Annotated in this window: 12 protein-coding genes and 1 tRNA gene; 3 read left to right on the forward strand and 10 right to left on the reverse strand. The window is 67.9% G+C overall.

The window, feature by feature from the left end; genetic code table 11:
• Positions 1-7 precede the first annotated feature (7 nt).
• Positions 8-1,636 carry a serine/threonine protein kinase gene (locus IPI67_11740; GenBank protein ID MBK7580868.1) on the reverse strand — a complete coding sequence of 543 codons (1,629 nt, stop codon included), beginning with the start codon at positions 1,634-1,636 and terminating at the stop codon, positions 8-10.
• On the reverse strand, positions 1,633-7,164 hold the full coding sequence (locus IPI67_11745; protein MBK7580869.1) for a hypothetical protein: 5,532 nt from the start codon (positions 7,162-7,164) through the stop codon (positions 1,633-1,635). Before IPI67_11745 ends, IPI67_11740 begins: the two co-directional genes overlap by 4 nt.
• A 253-nt stretch (positions 7,165-7,417) precedes the next feature.
• On the opposite strand from IPI67_11745, the gene IPI67_11750 reads away from it, so the two are divergent.
• Positions 7,418-8,626 (forward strand): radical SAM protein, encoded by a 1,209-nt coding sequence (locus tag IPI67_11750; GenBank protein MBK7580870.1) that lies wholly within the window; start codon positions 7,418-7,420, stop codon positions 8,624-8,626.
• A 1-nt stretch (position 8,627) separates the two neighbouring features.
• Here the strand turns inward: IPI67_11750 and IPI67_11755 are convergent, their stop codons facing one another.
• The 8 genes from IPI67_11755 to IPI67_11790 form a co-directional block, all read right to left on the reverse strand.
• Entirely contained in the window at positions 8,628-9,062 is a 435-nt protein-coding gene (locus IPI67_11755; protein MBK7580871.1) for a hypothetical protein, read from the reverse strand.
• 173 nt (positions 9,063-9,235) lie between these two features.
• Positions 9,236-9,997, reverse strand: a complete 762-nt coding sequence (locus tag IPI67_11760) for a hypothetical protein (protein ID MBK7580872.1) — start codon at positions 9,995-9,997, stop codon at positions 9,236-9,238.
• 275 nt (positions 9,998-10,272) lie between these two features.
• Entirely contained in the window at positions 10,273-10,566 is a 294-nt protein-coding gene (locus IPI67_11765; protein ID MBK7580873.1) for a hypothetical protein, read from the reverse strand.
• 1 nt (position 10,567) lies between these two features.
• Complete coding sequence (locus IPI67_11770) at positions 10,568-10,759, reverse strand: hypothetical protein (GenBank protein MBK7580874.1); 192 nt, start codon at positions 10,757-10,759, stop codon at positions 10,568-10,570.
• Positions 10,760-11,482: 723 nt separating this feature from the next.
• On the reverse strand, positions 11,483-12,091 hold the full coding sequence (locus IPI67_11775; protein MBK7580875.1) for a hypothetical protein: 609 nt from the start codon (positions 12,089-12,091) through the stop codon (positions 11,483-11,485).
• A 119-nt stretch (positions 12,092-12,210) separates the two neighbouring features.
• Positions 12,211-12,293 (reverse strand) — tRNA-Leu (locus IPI67_11780).
• A 47-nt stretch (positions 12,294-12,340) separates the two neighbouring features.
• On the reverse strand, positions 12,341-13,012 hold the full coding sequence (locus tag IPI67_11785) for a DUF899 family protein (protein MBK7580876.1): 672 nt from the start codon (positions 13,010-13,012) through the stop codon (positions 12,341-12,343).
• Between the two features lie 48 nt (positions 13,013-13,060).
• Positions 13,061-13,642: a hypothetical protein gene (locus tag IPI67_11790; protein ID MBK7580877.1), complete on the reverse strand. Its 582-nt coding sequence runs from the start codon at positions 13,640-13,642 to the stop codon at positions 13,061-13,063.
• A 196-nt stretch (positions 13,643-13,838) separates the two neighbouring features.
• Between IPI67_11790 and IPI67_11795 the strand changes: the two genes are divergently transcribed.
• The gene (locus IPI67_11795; GenBank protein MBK7580878.1) at positions 13,839-14,438 is read left to right on the forward strand and encodes a hypothetical protein; all 600 of its coding nucleotides are present in this window, start codon (positions 13,839-13,841) and stop codon (positions 14,436-14,438) included.
• A gap of 124 nt (positions 14,439-14,562) precedes the next feature.
• Positions 14,563-15,879, forward strand: a complete 1,317-nt coding sequence (locus tag IPI67_11800; GenBank protein ID MBK7580879.1) for an ammonium transporter — start codon at positions 14,563-14,565, stop codon at positions 15,877-15,879.
• The last annotated feature ends 52 nt before the right edge of the window (positions 15,880-15,931 follow it).

The raw sequence follows: 15,931 nt of genomic DNA on the forward strand, positions 1-15,931 counted from the left end.
GCTCCTCCTACTTGTTGAATTCGTCTTGCGACGTGTCGACTTTGGGTTTCGGTTTTTCGGTGGCGGGAGAGCCCTTCGGCTTGGTCGTGGGCTCGGTCTCGACCTTTTGCGGAGTGGGCTCGGACTTCGCGCCCTTCCGCCCGCGAGGCTCGGTGCGGGCACTGACGACGAGCTCGATGCGGTCGGGCACCAGGCCATTTTGGGAAACGGCCACGGTTTGCTCCTTGGTCTTGCCGCCCACGGTCAGCTTCACGTTTCGTGTCTCACCCAGCGTGCCGGAGATCTCGACCTTCCCGTTCTTCACGTCCACGCGGTTGCCGTCGATCGTGACCTCGGCGTTGTCGGGGATGATGCCGAGCTCGTAGGGCTGCGCGGCGCCGAGCGGGGTGATCTCGGTGAATTTGGGTTTGTCCGGCGTGAGCTGCGGTTGTTCGCTTCGCGCGGCCGCCTCCCGGCGATCCCGCTTTCTGGCGCGCAGGAGCTTGGCGCCGCCGACGCCGCCGACGACCAGCGCGACCACCACGGCGGCGACGACACCGAAGGTGGAACGCTGGCGTTTGACGGGCGCGGGCGTCGGCGCCTCTTGCGTGACACTCATCCCGGTCCGAGTCCCGGCGATCAGCAGCCCCTCCGCGGAGACGGCCAGGCGCGGCGCGACCGAGGCTTTGGAGGCGCCACTCACCGAGACCAGGTCCGAAGCGTACAGCCGCGAGCCGCCGGGGCTGATGGCGGCGAGGGCATCGCGCAGCTGTGCGGCATCGGCGTAGCGCCGGCCGGGCTCGCGGTGCATCGCCCGGTGCACGACCTCCGCGATCTCCGGCGGCACCCACGGCGCCCGGTCCTGGAGCAGCGGCGGGTCCGTGGTGATGATGGCCACCAGGAGGTCGCCGAGGGTGTCGGAGTTGTACGGCAGCTCCCCCGCCAAGAGCACGTACAGCACGACGCCCAGAGACCAGACGTCCGTGTGAGAGTCGATGTCCTTCTTGCCGCGGGCCTGCTCCGGCGACATGTAGAGCGGCGTGCCCATCATGGACCCGCTCTTGGTGAGACCCTGAGAGGTCTCGGCGAAGTTCTCCATCTTCACTTTGGCGATGCCGAAGTCGAGCAGCTTGACGGTGATCTCGCCGTTGTCGCGCTGGGTGAGGTAGAGGTTCGCGGGTTTGATGTCGCGGTGCACGATGCCGCGCTCGTGTGCCTTCGCGAGGCCCGTCGCGGCCTGGAGCACCAGCTTCACGGCCGCGGCAGGCTCGACGGCGCCGGCAGTCTTCAGCAGTGCATCGAGGTCTTGCCCCGAGAGCAGCTCCATCACCATGTACGGCAGGCTGTCCGCGGGGTCCGTCCCCGAGTCGAAGACCTGCACGATGTGATCACTCTCGGCGATGCTGCTCGCCTTCGCTTCGCGGAAGAAGCGCTTGACGATGCCCGGGTGCGCAGCGAGCTCCGGAGTGATCAGGAGCTTCACGGCACAGCGTTTGTGGGTGGTCGTGTGCAGCGCTTCGTAGACGGCGCCCATGCCGCCCTCACCGAGTAAGCGCATGAGCTGGTACTTGCCGGCGATCACTCGGCCGTCGAGGCTTGGCCGTGAGCTCTTGATCGGTGAGCCCTGCAGCGGGGTGGTGTGACCGAGGCCGCTCATGTTGCTCTTCGACCTCGCCGTCTCCGTCCGAGCACGACGACCAGGGAAAACAGCGCCAGCACGCCGTGTGTCGGGGAGCGGCGCTCCGATCCGGTGATGCGACAGCCGCAGCCGCCGTCGTCGCCCGCCGGGCTCGCCTTGCCGCCGCTGCCACCGCCGCCATCCGTGCCCGCGTCGGCGCCGCCCGTACCTCCCGCGCCCTTCTTGCATTGCCCTTGGTCGCACACACTGCCCAGCGTGCACTCGCTCGCCTTGGTGCAGGACGTACGGCAGGAACCGGTATCGGGGTCACAGCGATAGGGGCTGCACGCCGTCTTTGCGCCGCTCTGGGACTGGCTGGCGGTGTCGCCATCCACGCACACCGCGGTGGTCTGAATGCACTCCCCGTTCGAGCACGCCATGCCGTCGCCGCAGCTCACCGATGGGAACGTGCATGCGTCCGGATCCGTGCCGGAGCAGGTGCCGGCGCAGGGCGCGGTGCCTCCGCACGCGGGTCGACTTCCGATGGGTGCGCCCGCGACGGGGACACACAGGCCCGGGGTGCCGGTCTGGTTGCAGGCCTCACACTGACCTGTGCAGTCCTGATCACAACACACCGTGTCCACGCAGAAGCCGGACGTACATTCCGCGCCGTCTGCGCAACCGTCGCCGTTCGCCTTCTTCTTGCACTCGCCGTTCTTGCAGCTGAAACCGCTCGCACAATCCGTCGTGCTCGAGCAGCTGGTCTTGCAGGTCGTGCCGACGCAGGCGTAGCCCGCCGTGCAGCTGACTGGCGGGGGCGTCACGCAAGTGCCGCTCCCGTTGCAGGTCGAAGGTGGAACGCCGACCGTTGGCTGGGAGCAGTTGCCGGCCGAGCACTCGGTGCCCGCGGCGTACAGGCGGCACGCGCCCGCGCCATTGCAGCTGCCGATGGTGCCGCAGGTCGAGGCCGGCTGCGTGGCGCAGTCGTTACCGGGATCGGAGCCGTCGGCGACGGGGCCGCACTCGCCGTTCGCGCCCGAGCCTTTCACGGCGGCGCTGCAGGCCTGGCACGGGCCGGTACACGCGGTCTTGCAGCAGACCCCGTCCACGCAGCTGCCGACCAAACACGGCGTCGTCGAGCTGCAGGCGCAGCCGAAGTTCACACACTGGAGCTCACTCGGCGGAAAGGTCTCGGCGCCGGTGAAACCGCCGACGATCAGGATCTGTCCGCTCGGGAGCAGCTCCGCGGTGTGCAGAAAGCGAGCGCGGTTCATGTTTCCGCCGTTGACCCAACCGCCGCCGGCGGCGTCGTAAATCCAGGTCGAGGTCGTCGCCCCGCCCACGCGCCCGCCGATGACGTAGACCTTGGTGGCCAGACCGAAGGGTACGGCCACCGCCATGCGTGTCGGCTGCGGCAGGCTCGTCGCGAGCGTGAACGAGTTTCCAGTTGGGTTGTAGAGCTCGGCCTCGGCGATGGCGCCTGGCCCGGTCTTGTCTTCTCCGCCGGCAATCAGCACGCGCCCATCCGAGAGCCGAGCTGCGATGTGGTTCTGGCGCAGCTCGAGGCTGTTCGGCCCCGCACTCCAGCCGGCGGTGAGGCTGTAGAGCCGTGTGCTCTTGTCATCCGTGGCCCCACCAATGCCCCCGACCACGAGCACTCGCCCGTCGCCGAGCAGAGTCGCGGTGTGACCGGTTCGGACTTTGCCCATGCTGCCCGCCGAGGTGAACGTCCCGTTCAGCCAGCGTTCGGCCGTGCCTGTGGCGTCGCCGCCGGTCACGAGCACGCTGCCGTCGTTGAGCAACACCGCACGGTGACCCTGCCGGCTCGTGCTCATGCTGCCGGTCGCGGTCCAGGTGCCGGTGGCCGGGTTGTAGAGCTCGGCGCTGGCGTTGCCGCCTCCGACGACGAGCACGCGCCCGTCGTTCAGCGTCGTGGCTGTGGCGTTGGTGCGCGCGACCTGCATCGCTCCGCTCGCTGCCCAGCTGCCGTTCCACACCCAGCTCGTGTTGAAGTGCGAGAGCAATACACTCCCGTTCTTGAGTGTGCTCGTGGCGTGGTCCGTGACTCCGCCTTGTCCGGGCGTGGTCGTCCAGGTCGGGTCTACGAGGAGCGGATACTCGAGTGCTTCGCTCCAGCTCACCACCAGCCGGCAGGTGTCCGCGCCGGGCTGAGTCACCGGGCGATCGAACGGCGCTACCGGGCTCCGGTCGACTGCACACCCCTCGATGCTGAGCTCGGCGGCGTGACGCGCCCCGCGCGCGTCCACGACGTAGGGTGGCGTGACCCGCAGGCGAGGCGCAGCGCGCGCGTCGAGAAGCTCCAGCTGACCTGCGACGAGTCGCAGGCCCGCGACGGCGTGCAGTTTCACGCGGTAGCTGATGCGCGGCGCGCTCGGGCGGCGAGCGAGGCTCACGAAGTCCTCCACGCCGCGCGACGTCACGCGCAACACCACGTCGCCGTCGACGGTCGCGGCGGGGTAGATTGCGAGACCATCGGCGAGGACGACCGCTGAAGGCCGCGCGCCTTCGAGACCAACCTCGGCGGACATCCCGCTGGCGGCGTCCTCGATGGAGAGCGGCTGGTCCGCCGCGCCTGGAAGTCGCACACGGGCCGCGCCCTCCGCGCTGGCGTCGTCGTCCGAAAGCTGCGCTGCGAGCTGGCCGTCGACTCGTGTGAAGCTCGTGGCGAGGCCGCGCTCGATCGCGCGGGCGCCGAAGCGCGCTCGAAGCGCGTCGAGGACGCCAGACGAGGACTGAGCCTCGAGGGCAGGCTGCGGAAGGTACTGCTGGTCTTCGCCCTGTCCTTGGCTCGAGCAGGCCAGGCTGCCCAAGCCGGCGAGTGCTGCGAGAGCCACCGCCGTCGAAGCAAAGCGCCGCCGCCGCAGGAGCAGCGCTCCACCCAAGAAGGCGAGCCCGAGCACGCTGCCACCGCATGGTGCACTTGACCCGCTCGTGCTGCATCCGCCGTCGTCGCTCGCGGCGTCGTTGCTCTTTCTCACGCACTTCTTTCCTTGGCAAATGTTCCCAAGCTGACAGTCCGACGCAACGGAGCACACACTGCGACACTCCCCACTCGAGGGGTCACAACGGTAATCTCCACACGACGTCTTCGTTCCATTCGTCGCGACGCTCTCGGAGCCGTCGGCAGAGCACTGCGCACCCGAGAGCACACACTTGCCGGCGCCGTCGCAGACCGTGCCGACCTCGCTGCACTTCGTCTCTTCGCCCGGGTACACACACTTCTTCGGATCGGCGCCGTTGCACGTCGAGCCGCAGGGGCCTTCTCCCGCGCCGCACGCCGCCTTGCCCTTTGCGGCGGGATCGCCGGAGATGGGGCTGCAGGTGCCGACCTTGCCCAGCTCCTTGCACGCCTCACACTGCCCATCGCAGGCCGCGTCGCAGCACACGCCCTCCACGCAGTTACCGCTCTGGCACTGGCCAGCGTCCGCGCACGGCGTCCCGTTGGGGCGGAGCGAGCAGCTGCCGCCCAGGCACTCGTAACCCGCGGCACAGTCGCTCTTGTCGTCACAGGCAGTCTTGCAAGCGTCGTTCTTGCACAGGTAGCCGACCTTGCACGGCCCGCTACCGTTCTTCACGCAGCTGCCGCTGCCGTCACAGCTGTCGGCGTGGACCTCCGAGCTTCCATCGATGCAGCTCGACGCACCGCACAGCGTCCCGCTGACGTGTTTCCGGCACGCACCCTTGCCGTCACACATGCCGTCCAGGCCGCAGCTGGATGCCGGCGCGGCAGCGCACTCACTCTGTGGATCGTTGTCGGCGGCAATGTCCCCGCAGGCGCCATCCAGACCCTGATTCTTGAGCGCCTTGGTGCAGGCCTGGCAGGTGCCACTGCAGGCCGAGTCGCAGCACACAGCGTCGACGCAGAAACCCGAATAGCATTCCGTCGAGACGTTGCAGGCGCAGCCTTGAGTCAGGCAGAGCTCTTCCGAGCTGGTATCGAAGCCGTCGTCGCCGAGGACCAGCGCGTTGCCGCTCGTCAAAAGGACCACGCTGGGAGCGGTGCGCGGGATGCTCATCGATGTGCTGCTCGGGGTCCAGGTGTTGCCGCTGGTGTTGAAGAACACCGCGTCGCTGTGGTCGTAGAAATTCTTGAGGATCGCGCAGCTGTCGTCGCAGACGCCGCCAACTACGACCACGCGCCCGTCCGTCACGCGCACGGCGCCGTGGCTGCGGCGTTTGCTGATCGGTCCGGGCAGTGTGGTGCTCGTGCTCCAGCTCGAGCCGACTGGATTGAAGATGGACACGGAGTCCGTGGTGCTCAGCCCGCCGCCGGAGCGCCCGCCGACGACGAGCACGCGTCCATCGGTGAGCAGCGTGGCGGTGTGGTCCTCGAGCGAGCCCAGCCCGGGCGCGCTGGTCCAGGCGTTGGTGGTCGGGGAGTAGAGCTCCGAGGCCGGAGCGCCCCAGGTGCCGACCAGGAGCACGCGCCCATCGTTCAAGAGAGTCGCGGTGTGGTCCGCGCGGGCCGTCGCCAACGCGCCGGTGGACGAGAACGTCCCAGCGGTCGGATCGTACAGGTCACAGGCAGTGCTCTCGAACGGATTCGCGCCGCCGGCGATCAGGACCTTGCCATTGGCCAGCGTGGTCGCCGTGTGCCGCGCGCGTGCCACCTTCATGTTGCCGGTGGCGGTGAACTTGCCGGTGGCCGGATCGTAAACCTCGGCGCTGGTGAGGGCGGCGCCGCCGGTGACCAGGACTTTGCCGTTCTGCAACAGCGCCGCCGCGGCTCCGGGCCGAGAGATGGACATCGACCCCGTCGTGGCCCAGGAGCGCGTGGCCGGATCGTAGAGCTCCGCGGTCGCGCTGTTTGCACCCGCGACCACCAGAACCTTGCCGTCTGCGAGCCGCATGGCCTCTGCCGAAGCGCGGCCTACGGCCATGTTGTTGGAGGTGACGGTCCAGGGTGGATCGACCTTGATCGGGTAACGAAGCCCCACATCGTCGAAGCGGAGTTCGAGCTCGCAGGTATCACTGCCGGGCGGTGTGACGGGGCGGCCCCATGGGGGCAGGGGGTTGTCGTCCGTGGCGCAACCCTGCAGCTCGAGCTGGACGTCGCGGCGCAATCCCATGGCGTCGACGAGGTAGGCCGGACCCACGCGCAACCTGGGGGTGCCTTGGGCATCGAGCAGCTCGAGCACGCTAGCGATCTGTCGCAGGCCGGCTACGCCCTCCAGCGTGAGCCGATAACGGACCGGCGACGACGGCCGTTGTGTGAGCGTTAGCCAGTCTTCGAGACCACCGGGGACGCGCCGATAGGCGACGCCCGCGGCCGCGGCGACGAAGCCCGAGTCCTCGCGGAGCAGCGGAGTGGCCGGCGCGCCCACCAATGAAAACGCGACTGAGGCGGACCCCGCTCTGATCTCCGCGGGCTGGTTGGCGAGCGCGGGGAGGGTCACTCGCGCCCCGCTCGAGTCGAACCAGCTCGTGGGGGTGCTCGACTCCGTTGTACCGATTGGGCCCCCAGCGACCGGTGCGTCCGCCGGTCCGGAGCACGCGAGTGCTCCCAACAAGAGCAAACCGAGCCACCCGGCCGAGCTGTTCCGCATGAACCCCAAGTAGAACGTGAATCCCCGAAGGCGCCAAGGGTTCAGTCGCTGGGGCTGTGCTCACGCGTGATTGGACGTGAGCCGGCTCCGGAGACCGGAGCGAAGTCTCGACTTGACGCGTCGGCCGATTCTGACAGGTCGGTCTTCTCGCGCAGCGTCGCAGCAGGACAAGCCCGTCGCCGCAAGCGGTCAGCCGCGGCGAAGTGTGCGGTCAGTACGAGATTCTCACGCCTGCGCGGGCTAATATCGACCCGTGATCCGTGCCGAGCCCCGCCGCTTGCAGGTCGTGAGCGACATTCGCCCGCTGCTCGTGGTCTGGGAGACGACGCTGCGCTGCGATCAGCACTGCCGATTCTGCGGCACGCGCGCTGGCAAGAGTCACCCGAACGAGCTCTCGACGGCGGAGATGCTCGACGTCGTTGCGCAGCTCCGCGACGCAGGCACGGCGGAGATCGCCGTTCACGGCGGAGAGGCTTACCTGCGCAAGGACTTCCTCGAGCTGGTGCGGGCTATCCGCTCGCGCGGCATCGAATGCACCATGGTCACCGGCGGCCGGGGCATTACACCCGAGCTCGCCGACGGCCTACGAGACGCTGACATCACCGCGGTGAGCGTCTCGGTGGACGGACTGGAAGCGACCCACGACCACCTGCGTGGGCTCGCGGGCAGTCACCGTGGGGCGCTCCGCGCGCTCGAGCTGCTGCATGAGCGCGGCGTCGCGGTCGGCTGTAACACCCAGGTGAATCGACGGAACTTCCGCGAGCTGGAGAGCATCGTGGAGCTTGCGGCGGCCCGTGGCGTGTACGGCTGGCAAGTGCAGCTGATGGTGCCGATGGGGCGCGCGGCGGAGGCCGAGGATCTGTGGCTCGAACCCCACGACATCCTCGAGGTGATGCCGCGCATCGCCCTGGCGCGACGCCGTGCCGACGAGCTGGGGGTGAAGCTCTGGCCCGGGAACAACGTGGGGTACTTCGGGCCGTACGAGCACTTGCTGCGAGCTGATCGCACGCGCCAGGGATTCTCCAGCGGTTGTGGCGGCGGCATTCGCACCATGGGCATCGAGGCCAATGGCGACGTGAAGGGCTGCTCCGCCATGGCCTCGAAGGGATTCGTCGGCGGCAACGTGCGAGAGCAGCCCATCCGCGAGATCTGGGACCACGCACCCGAGCTGCAATTCACCCGCGGCTTCGTGCTCGACGATCTCTGGGGCTTCTGCCGCTCGTGTTACTACGCCGAGACCTGCAAGGGCGGTTGTATCTGGACCAGCTCCACACTTCTCGGAAGGGTCGGCAACAACCCGTACTGCCATCACCGCGCGCTGGAGCTGCTGGCTGCCGGCAAGCGCGAGCGCCTGTGCCGGGTCGGTGAAGCGCCCGGTGAAAATCGGGACACGGCGAGCTTCGAGCTCGTGCTCGAAAGCGCCCCGGCCGATTGGGTCGCGAGCCTGCCTGCGCTCGTCTGACTCAGCCTGCGTCCGACGGCGGGGGTCCGTAGGCGGGCATCGCGCCGCCGCCGCCCGTGGCACTGCCAGCCGTGCCGCCGCTGCCACCCGTGGCGCTGCCACCCGCGCCGGCCGTGCCGGCTGCGCCACCAAAGGGTGGGGGTCCGTATGCGGGGAGGATGCCGCCCTCGCCGCCGGAGCTCGTGCCAGCGGTGCCGCCGGTGGCAGAACCGCCCGTGCCTGCTGCGCCGCCGGTGGCAGAACCGCCGCTGCCCGAAGCTCCGCCGCTGCCATTGCCGTCGGAGTCGCCGCCACATGCGGCGAGCGACAGGCCCACTCCAACCACCAGCGCCGCGGTCATTCCCACGCGACTGCGTGCGGAACGACAGAATGGACACGCAGTCTCGGTTGCCTTGACGTGCCGCTGGCACGACTCGCACACGACGAATGAATCCATGAGGCCCTCGCTGCGGAATGCTCCCACGCGGCCGCGAGCCTCATGTTGACGCCCGTCAAGTCAGCGTGGCTCGGATGGCGTCCCGGGCAAGGGATTCTGACCCGGGCTTCCCGCGCAGCTCGACCTCGCGGGCGATGACGCCGGCGTGAGCGGCTGATTCGTCACCGGTAGTCCTACTTCCGCCGACGGCCGACACGCGCGCGCTCCTTGGCGAGTTCTACGACCATCTGCGGATAACGTCGCTTGCGAAAGTTCTCGGGCATCGCGCGGTGTGACTGGACAGCCCGAAAGACATCGATGTTCTTGTCCATGGCCAGCCTGACGGCGGTGTTCTTCAGCGAGAACTTGAAGATCCGCTCCGACATTTTCAGCGCTTGACGCACTTCGCCCGCGGCCAACGCTTCCGCGATGAACTCCCGGGCGCAGTAGATCGCGGCCCGCAGTTGCTTCCGTGCCGCGGGGGTGTCGTAGCCCGGCAGGCGCGCCACGTTGTGCGCCCGGCTTTCGAGGCAGAGCGACGGGTGCATAACGAGCACTTCGCCGCCGCTCCTCGGCAAGGGAACGGGAACAGCTGTAGCCAAGAGCTGCTTCTCGTTCACGCCGGCGACGTTCGCCAGGAAATCGATCGTTCGCTCGTGCCCGTGCCTGTCCTTGAAGTGCACGACGCCGGAATTGGGCGTGTTGTCATCGAAGCTCGCCAAAAGCGCTTTCCCACCCAAGCGCCGAGCGCATTCCTCGACGTCAGGGCGCAGCCCTTGGAAGTCAATGTCCTTGCTGGTGAAGGGCATCGCTGCCCGCAGGGCCTTCACGTTGTGCGCGTAGCGCTCGGCCCAGTAGTTGACGGCCTGCCCGCCGACGAGAACGATCTTCTGTCCGCCGATGCGTCGGAGGATGTCGAGCGCGTCGCTGAAGGACAGCGGCGGCGGGCCGCTCATCGCGGCGAGCGAATTCGCCGGAAGTCGAGCGGAGCCCGAGACATAGTCGCGGGAAGGAAGGCGTTGTCGCGTGCGAGCTGGACTCGGGTTACGGTGCCCACGGCGAGAGCACGTGCGTCTGCGCGGCGGGATTGTGCTTTCTCCCGCGCACGGTCTGGAAAGCGGGGTCCTCGGTTGTCCACGGCGTCCTGTCCTGTGAAAACTGTACGGTCTGCCTCGGGAAATCGCAACGAACCCGCCGGGGCGCCCCGTCAAACCCCTGGAATCCCGGAGGATCACGTTGCCGCCTCGAAGCGCGCACTCTCGATCACCTCCACCTCGCCGCGCACCGGCTCGCCATCTGGCCCACGGACTTCACGCACCCGACCGCCCACGAAAGCCTCGCGCGCCATCCCGCACGCGGCGTGCTGCTCGGACACGAGCTCGGCGCGGAGCTGGGCCTCGTTCGTCCGCGCCCACTGCTCCGCTTTCGCAGCGTCAGCACCGGGCGCGAGCAAGAGCACGACGCGCAGCCCGTCGAGGCGCACGACGTGCCCGCGGGCGCGAAGCGAGGCGATCAACGGTGCCACGTCACCCCGCTCCCGCGTCGACCGCGCTGGGCGCCTGGGGGAATCCCACGCCGACCCCGATCCCGATCTGCATGGCCCACGTCATGGTCGCAAAAGCGACCAGGGCGCAGACGGTCAAGCGCACGAGCGCAGCCGATGGGGGGAGCGATGCTCGACCGGCGTCGTCCAGTTGCAGGACGCCAACTCGGATCACGCTGCCCTCCAATCTACGAGCACGCGCCAGTCCGGCCCGCGCTCGATGTGCCTCGCAGCAGCGGCGCGGCCGCGAGCGTCGAGCCGCAACACCGGCGTTTCGATCGGGCGCCGCAGTTGCGTCAACGTGCAAGTGCCCGGCTCGCGCGGTGTCGTGGGACGCAGCGCGCCCGACCGGATCAATGCGGCGCGAAACTGCCCGCCGTCGAAGGGGCGCTCGGCGTGCGGGTGGCGCTCGAACTCGCAGCGACCTTCACCGCGATCTAGAACTGGAAATGTCATCTGTCACTCCTGAAACGGGTGGGGACAAGGGTGCAGCGCGCGCGCTCGACACCGGGGGAAGTTGCTCCGGTGAAACGCGCCGCCGCTTGGAGCATCTGGAAACCGCGAGTCGAACGCAAAGGACACTCGCGGTTGGCGCCGCCACGATGGCGCCACGGGAGGGAAGGCCCGAACCCCAAAGATGCGCTCTCGGAGCCGACGCTGGGCGGATACCGTGGCGAGCCATCGAGGCGCGCACTCGTTCGCCGGCCCGTCCTCGCACCGGCGGGAGATCTTCTCCCTGCGCGCGGCGGATCTCTTTTTCGGCCGAGCGCGCGTCAACGTCGGCGTCTACTGCGACACGGCGGATAGTGAGTCGATCGAACATGGTGACCTCTGTGGTTCACCATGTCCCATGGCGCGCACGACTCCGCACACGATGTCGCCGCTTCGCAGAACGGGGTCAGTCCCGCATGTCGGCGCGACGTTCGCGCTTGCTACGGGCCTTCTTGAGCTGCCGGATCTCGGCGCTGCTCATCCCACCGGCGACAAGCAGTTCACGAACGACGGCGGCGCGATCAAGTAGTTCTTTCTGGCCGCACCGCTTCGCGCTTCGCATCATCTTCTCGAGCTTCTGCGCAAGCCGCTCTCGGTCGAAGTTCTCTGAGCTCGCGCGCGGCTTCGTCACGCCTTGGGCGGAGAGGGCTTCAAGTGCGGCCCCGGCCACGATCTCCAGCGCCAACAGCGTGCAGCGCTTCGCCAGCATGTGGTCCAATTCCTCCAGGAGAAGGTCGTACGTTTCTGCTGGCGTCAGGCATCGACTCGGGCCGATGTGAGCCTTCAAAAACGCCATGGCCTCGCTCCGCATGCGCGCGAGCGCCTGCGTGGCACGCCGCGACAGCGCTTCGCGGTCTTCCTCTGGTTCAATCGCATGGGCGACCGCTTCTAGGATGGGGGCCAGGCTGCTGATCGCGTGCTCACCGGACGATTCGGCCTCACGGCCCAGCACCCAGACCGCCGTTGACAGCTGGTCGCGCGAATTCGCTGCGCGCTTCGTGATCCGCTTGGCCACACTCATGTCTACACCGCCCCCAAACGCGAAGCACTGAACGCGCAACTGTGTCGCCAACTGTCTCGTGGCGCTTTTGGGCGAAAACTTCGAGTGACGAAAAGCTGAGCGATCTTCGTGAGTGGCCCCTCCGAGACTCGAACTCGGATGTCCTTACGGACTGAGGATTTTAAATCCCCTGCGTCTGCCATTCCGCCAAGGGGCCGCGCCACTGATACGCGCTGATTTAGCACAAGCGCCGACCCGAGCGCCTCACTCGTACGACAGCTTCGGGTGGAACCTCGCGCCTCGACCCTCGGGCGTGAGATCGAGCACGTTCCAGAGCGGCCACAGCAGATCGACGTGGCGGCTCCCCTGTCCCGTCACGCTCTTTTCGTAGAGCAGCTCGGAGCCCCAGAAGTGGTGCACCCCGTCCGGCTGTTTCACGAACACGTTGGCCATTGGCCACTGGTTGCCCTGCGCGTCTTCGCCGAAGTAGTCGCGGTTGTAGCTGTTGTTCGCCGACGACAGCAGGCCGAGTCGGGTCCATGCGCGCGTCTCGGCAAAATCCATGATGCGGTTGATGGGGGAACGTGCCACGACCGCCAAGCTCGTGCGCTGCCTGATGTGGTCGGCTTGACCGTTCAAGCCGTCGAGCATCGATGTGCACAACGGACACGGCCGCTCGGCGTTGGGCCCGTACATGAAGCTGTACAGGAACAGGGTGCTCTGACCATCGGCGAACAGCTCGCTCAGTCGCAGCGTTGTTGCTGCACCCTCCACCAGGGTCTCGAAGAGGTAATCCTCCGTCACCCGTCCGCCCATCGGCAGCGCGCGCCGGAGCGCAGCAACGCGCTCGAGCTCGTCCCGCAGGTTGGCCTCGGCAGCAAGGAGCTCCTGGCGCGCGGCGCGGTATTCGGCAGGTTCGTTCGGAAACTTCGGCATCGTCCCTCCGACCGCCGAAGTTATCACGCGCCTGTCGCCCGCGGTGGCTCAGAAGCTGGTGCCGCGCCGCGCCCGAAACATGTTCCAGAACAACCACGCGCCGAGCGCCATCGACAACACCCAAGCGCCGGTCGACAAGAACCGCAAGACGGTCGCGAACGTGCCGCAGTAGTTCAGCAGGTGCCACTGGGTGAGCAGGGTGTCCCAGTCGTGCAGGACCTTGTCCCCAAAGCCGACCAGCGCGAGTTGTCCCTTGTTGGCGTCGTCCACGTAGGTCGCGAGCTCCCAGGTGCTGAACGCCAGCCACGAGCCTCCGACGATCAGGCCGAACCAGTCGCGCTGAAAGAACAACAGGTAGACCGCGGCAAACGCCGGGCAGGCGAGCTGCGTGAGACTGCCGCCGAGCAACATCAGCGTTTGGCCGAACATGCTGAAGAGCAGGTGCCCGAGCTCGTGCAGCACCAGCGTCAGGCCGGCGAACCACGAGCGGTACATCGGGTCGAACAGGTGTCGGATGCCCGCGTACACCAGGTACAGATAGAGGGGCAGCCGGCCCCACGGAGAGCGGGTCTCGCACCAGTCGCCGGCGTCGTCGCGCAGCGCCTCGAGGTAATCCCGGACCGCGCTCAAGACCGCTGCCCCCGCCGGGTATCGGCCGCGCTGAGCCCACACATCCCGTCATGGGGACGCGGCCCCGAGCGCCGGAAGGGGTCTCTCATGCGCCCAGCATAACCCGCCGACCCACGCGGGAAGCTAGCTGGTGTTACACTCGTACCAGATCCGAGGAGAGTCGAAGCTGTCGCGCTGGGACCAACTTTTTTCGCGCATGCAACAGATCGAGGCCGAGCGCCTCGAAGCCGAGCGGCGTCGACGCGAGGCCGAGCGGGCGGTGCGTGATCGCGAGGCCTGGGCCAAAGCGGCGCTCGATGCGCTGTGGGTCGAGGTCCACGCGCAGGTCGAGGCCCGCGCCGCCGAGTTCACCCGCGCCACGGGCAGCAAGATCGAGATCGTGCGCCACGCCCGGGCCGACGACGGGCCGGGCAATCTGGGCGCACTGCGCATCCTCGAGCTGCGCGTCGGCTTGGCGGTGGTCTACCTGTACACCCACCACGAGCCGGGCTCTGCCGTGCACGTGCACGTCGCGCAGTGGCCCGCGGCATCGGGCTCGGGGCGCCGACACCACCGGATGATCAGCTTGCCGGTCTGCACGCTGGAGCGCACGGGCGAAGACGGCTGGGTGCTCGAGCGGGTTTCGGCGCGCAGCACGCCGCGCTCGTTGACCCCCGAAGACCTCGTCTATCGTGCGTTCGAGCTCCTGGTCTGTGGTTTCGAACGTCCCGAGTCGAACCAGCCGAAAGCCGCCGCGCCCGCGGGCGCGCATGCCCCGGTCACCACCAAGACCGTGCGCCAATTTCCCTCGGACTGAGCCCGCTCCCCGCCGGTGTGGGCAGGTGTCGGATTCATTTTCCGGTGCGCGCTGGCGAAAACGCGCTCGAAACATCACCGAAACACACGCTTGTCAGGCTCCCGTGCGGAGCCTGGAAACAAGCATGAACGAGATCAACGGGGGAGATACGGCGTGGGTTTTGGTTTCGACGGCGCTGGTGCTGCTGATGACACCGGGGCTGGCGCTCTTCTACGGCGGCATGGTCCGGGCGAAGAACGTGCTGTCGACCTTCATGCACAGCTTCTTTGCGATGGGCATCGTCACGGTGACGTGGATCACCATCGGTTATTCCCTCGCGTTTGGTCAGACCCACGGCGGGTTCATTGGTGGAATGCAGTACGCATTCCTGGCAGGGGTCGGCTTCGAGCCACGCGAAGGCACGACCATCCCCCACCTGTTGTTCATGGCCTATCAGATGATGTTCGCCATCATCACCCCCGCGCTGATCTCCGGCGCCTACGCGGAGCGGGTGAAGTTCTCCACCTACGCGGTGTTCACGCTGCTCTGGTCGGTGCTCATCTACGCGCCGTTGTGTCACTGGGTCTGGGGACCCGGGGGTTGGCTCCTGACCCGTGGTGCGCTCGACTTCGCCGGCGGCACGGTCGTGCACCTGTCGTCGGGTGTGTCCGCGCTGGTGTTCGCCTTGATGTTGGGTAAACGCGCCGGATATCCCAAGCGTAAATCCCCGCCCCACAACCTCACGATGACGCTGCTCGGCGCGGGGCTGTTGTGGGTCGGTTGGTTTGGTTTCAACGCCGGCTCGGCGCTCGGCGCGAACGGGCTCGCGGCCCTCGCGCTGGTCAACACCCACGTTGCAGCGGCGGTGGGCGCCGTGGCGTGGGCCGCGGTGGAGTGGGTGCGCTTCGGCAAACCGTCGGCGCTGGGTGTGGCCTCCGGACTCGTCGCGGGACTGGTGGCGATCACCCCGGCGGCAGGCTTCGTGAGCCCGATGAGCGCGGCTGCCCTCGGCCTCGCTGCGGGTGTCGTGTGTTACGGCGGGGTGCTCCTGAAGGGGCGCTTCGGTTACGACGACAGCCTCGATGTGTTCGGTGTTCACGGCGTCGGCGGCATCCTCGGGGCGTTGCTCACTGGCGTGCTCGCCTCGAAGGTGTGGAACCCGGCGGGACAAGACGGCCTGATCCACGGCAACAGCAGCGTCTTCGTCGAGCAGCTGATCGGCGTCGGCGCCGCCGCCGCGTTCGCGGGGGCCGGCACGTTCACGCTGCTGAAGATCCTCGACAAGGTCATGGGACTCCGCGCCGCCAAGTACGACGAGCTCGAAGGGCTCGACGTCACGCTGCACGGCGAAGAGGCCTACGCCTTCGCCGAGGGTGCGGGCTCTCGGGCCTACGAAGACGAGGACGCCGAGGCGGGCGAGAAGCCGCAAGCCGAGCCGAAGCTCGTGCAGTCCGAAGCCTGAGCGTCGCCCTACGTCCGGCGGTCTCCGGAGACCGGAGGCCGCGGCGTGGGTG

It is taken from the genome of Myxococcales bacterium, from assembly GCA_016706225.1.
In the GTDB taxonomy this organism is placed as follows: domain Bacteria; phylum Myxococcota_A; class Polyangia; order Polyangiales; family Polyangiaceae; genus JADJKB01.

Excerpts from the sequence above, each read along its gene's own strand:
- IPI67_11760 (MBK7580872.1), bottom strand. The coding sequence starts at position 9,997 with ATGAGCGGCCCGCCGCCGCTGTCCTTCAGCGACGCGCTCGACATCCTC.
- IPI67_11795 (MBK7580878.1), top strand. The coding sequence starts at position 13,839 with ATGCAACAGATCGAGGCCGAGCGCCTCGAAGCCGAGCGGCGTCGACGC.
- IPI67_11755 (MBK7580871.1), bottom strand. The coding sequence starts at position 9,062 with ATGGATTCATTCGTCGTGTGCGAGTCGTGCCAGCGGCACGTCAAGGCA.
- IPI67_11800 (MBK7580879.1), top strand. The coding sequence starts at position 14,563 with ATGAACGAGATCAACGGGGGAGATACGGCGTGGGTTTTGGTTTCGACG.
- IPI67_11785 (MBK7580876.1), bottom strand. The coding sequence starts at position 13,012 with ATGCCGAAGTTTCCGAACGAACCTGCCGAATACCGCGCCGCGCGCCAG.
- IPI67_11745 (MBK7580869.1), bottom strand. The coding sequence starts at position 7,164 with ATGCGGAACAGCTCGGCCGGGTGGCTCGGTTTGCTCTTGTTGGGAGCA.
- IPI67_11740 (MBK7580868.1), bottom strand. The coding sequence starts at position 1,636 with ATGAGCGGCCTCGGTCACACCACCCCGCTGCAGGGCTCACCGATCAAG.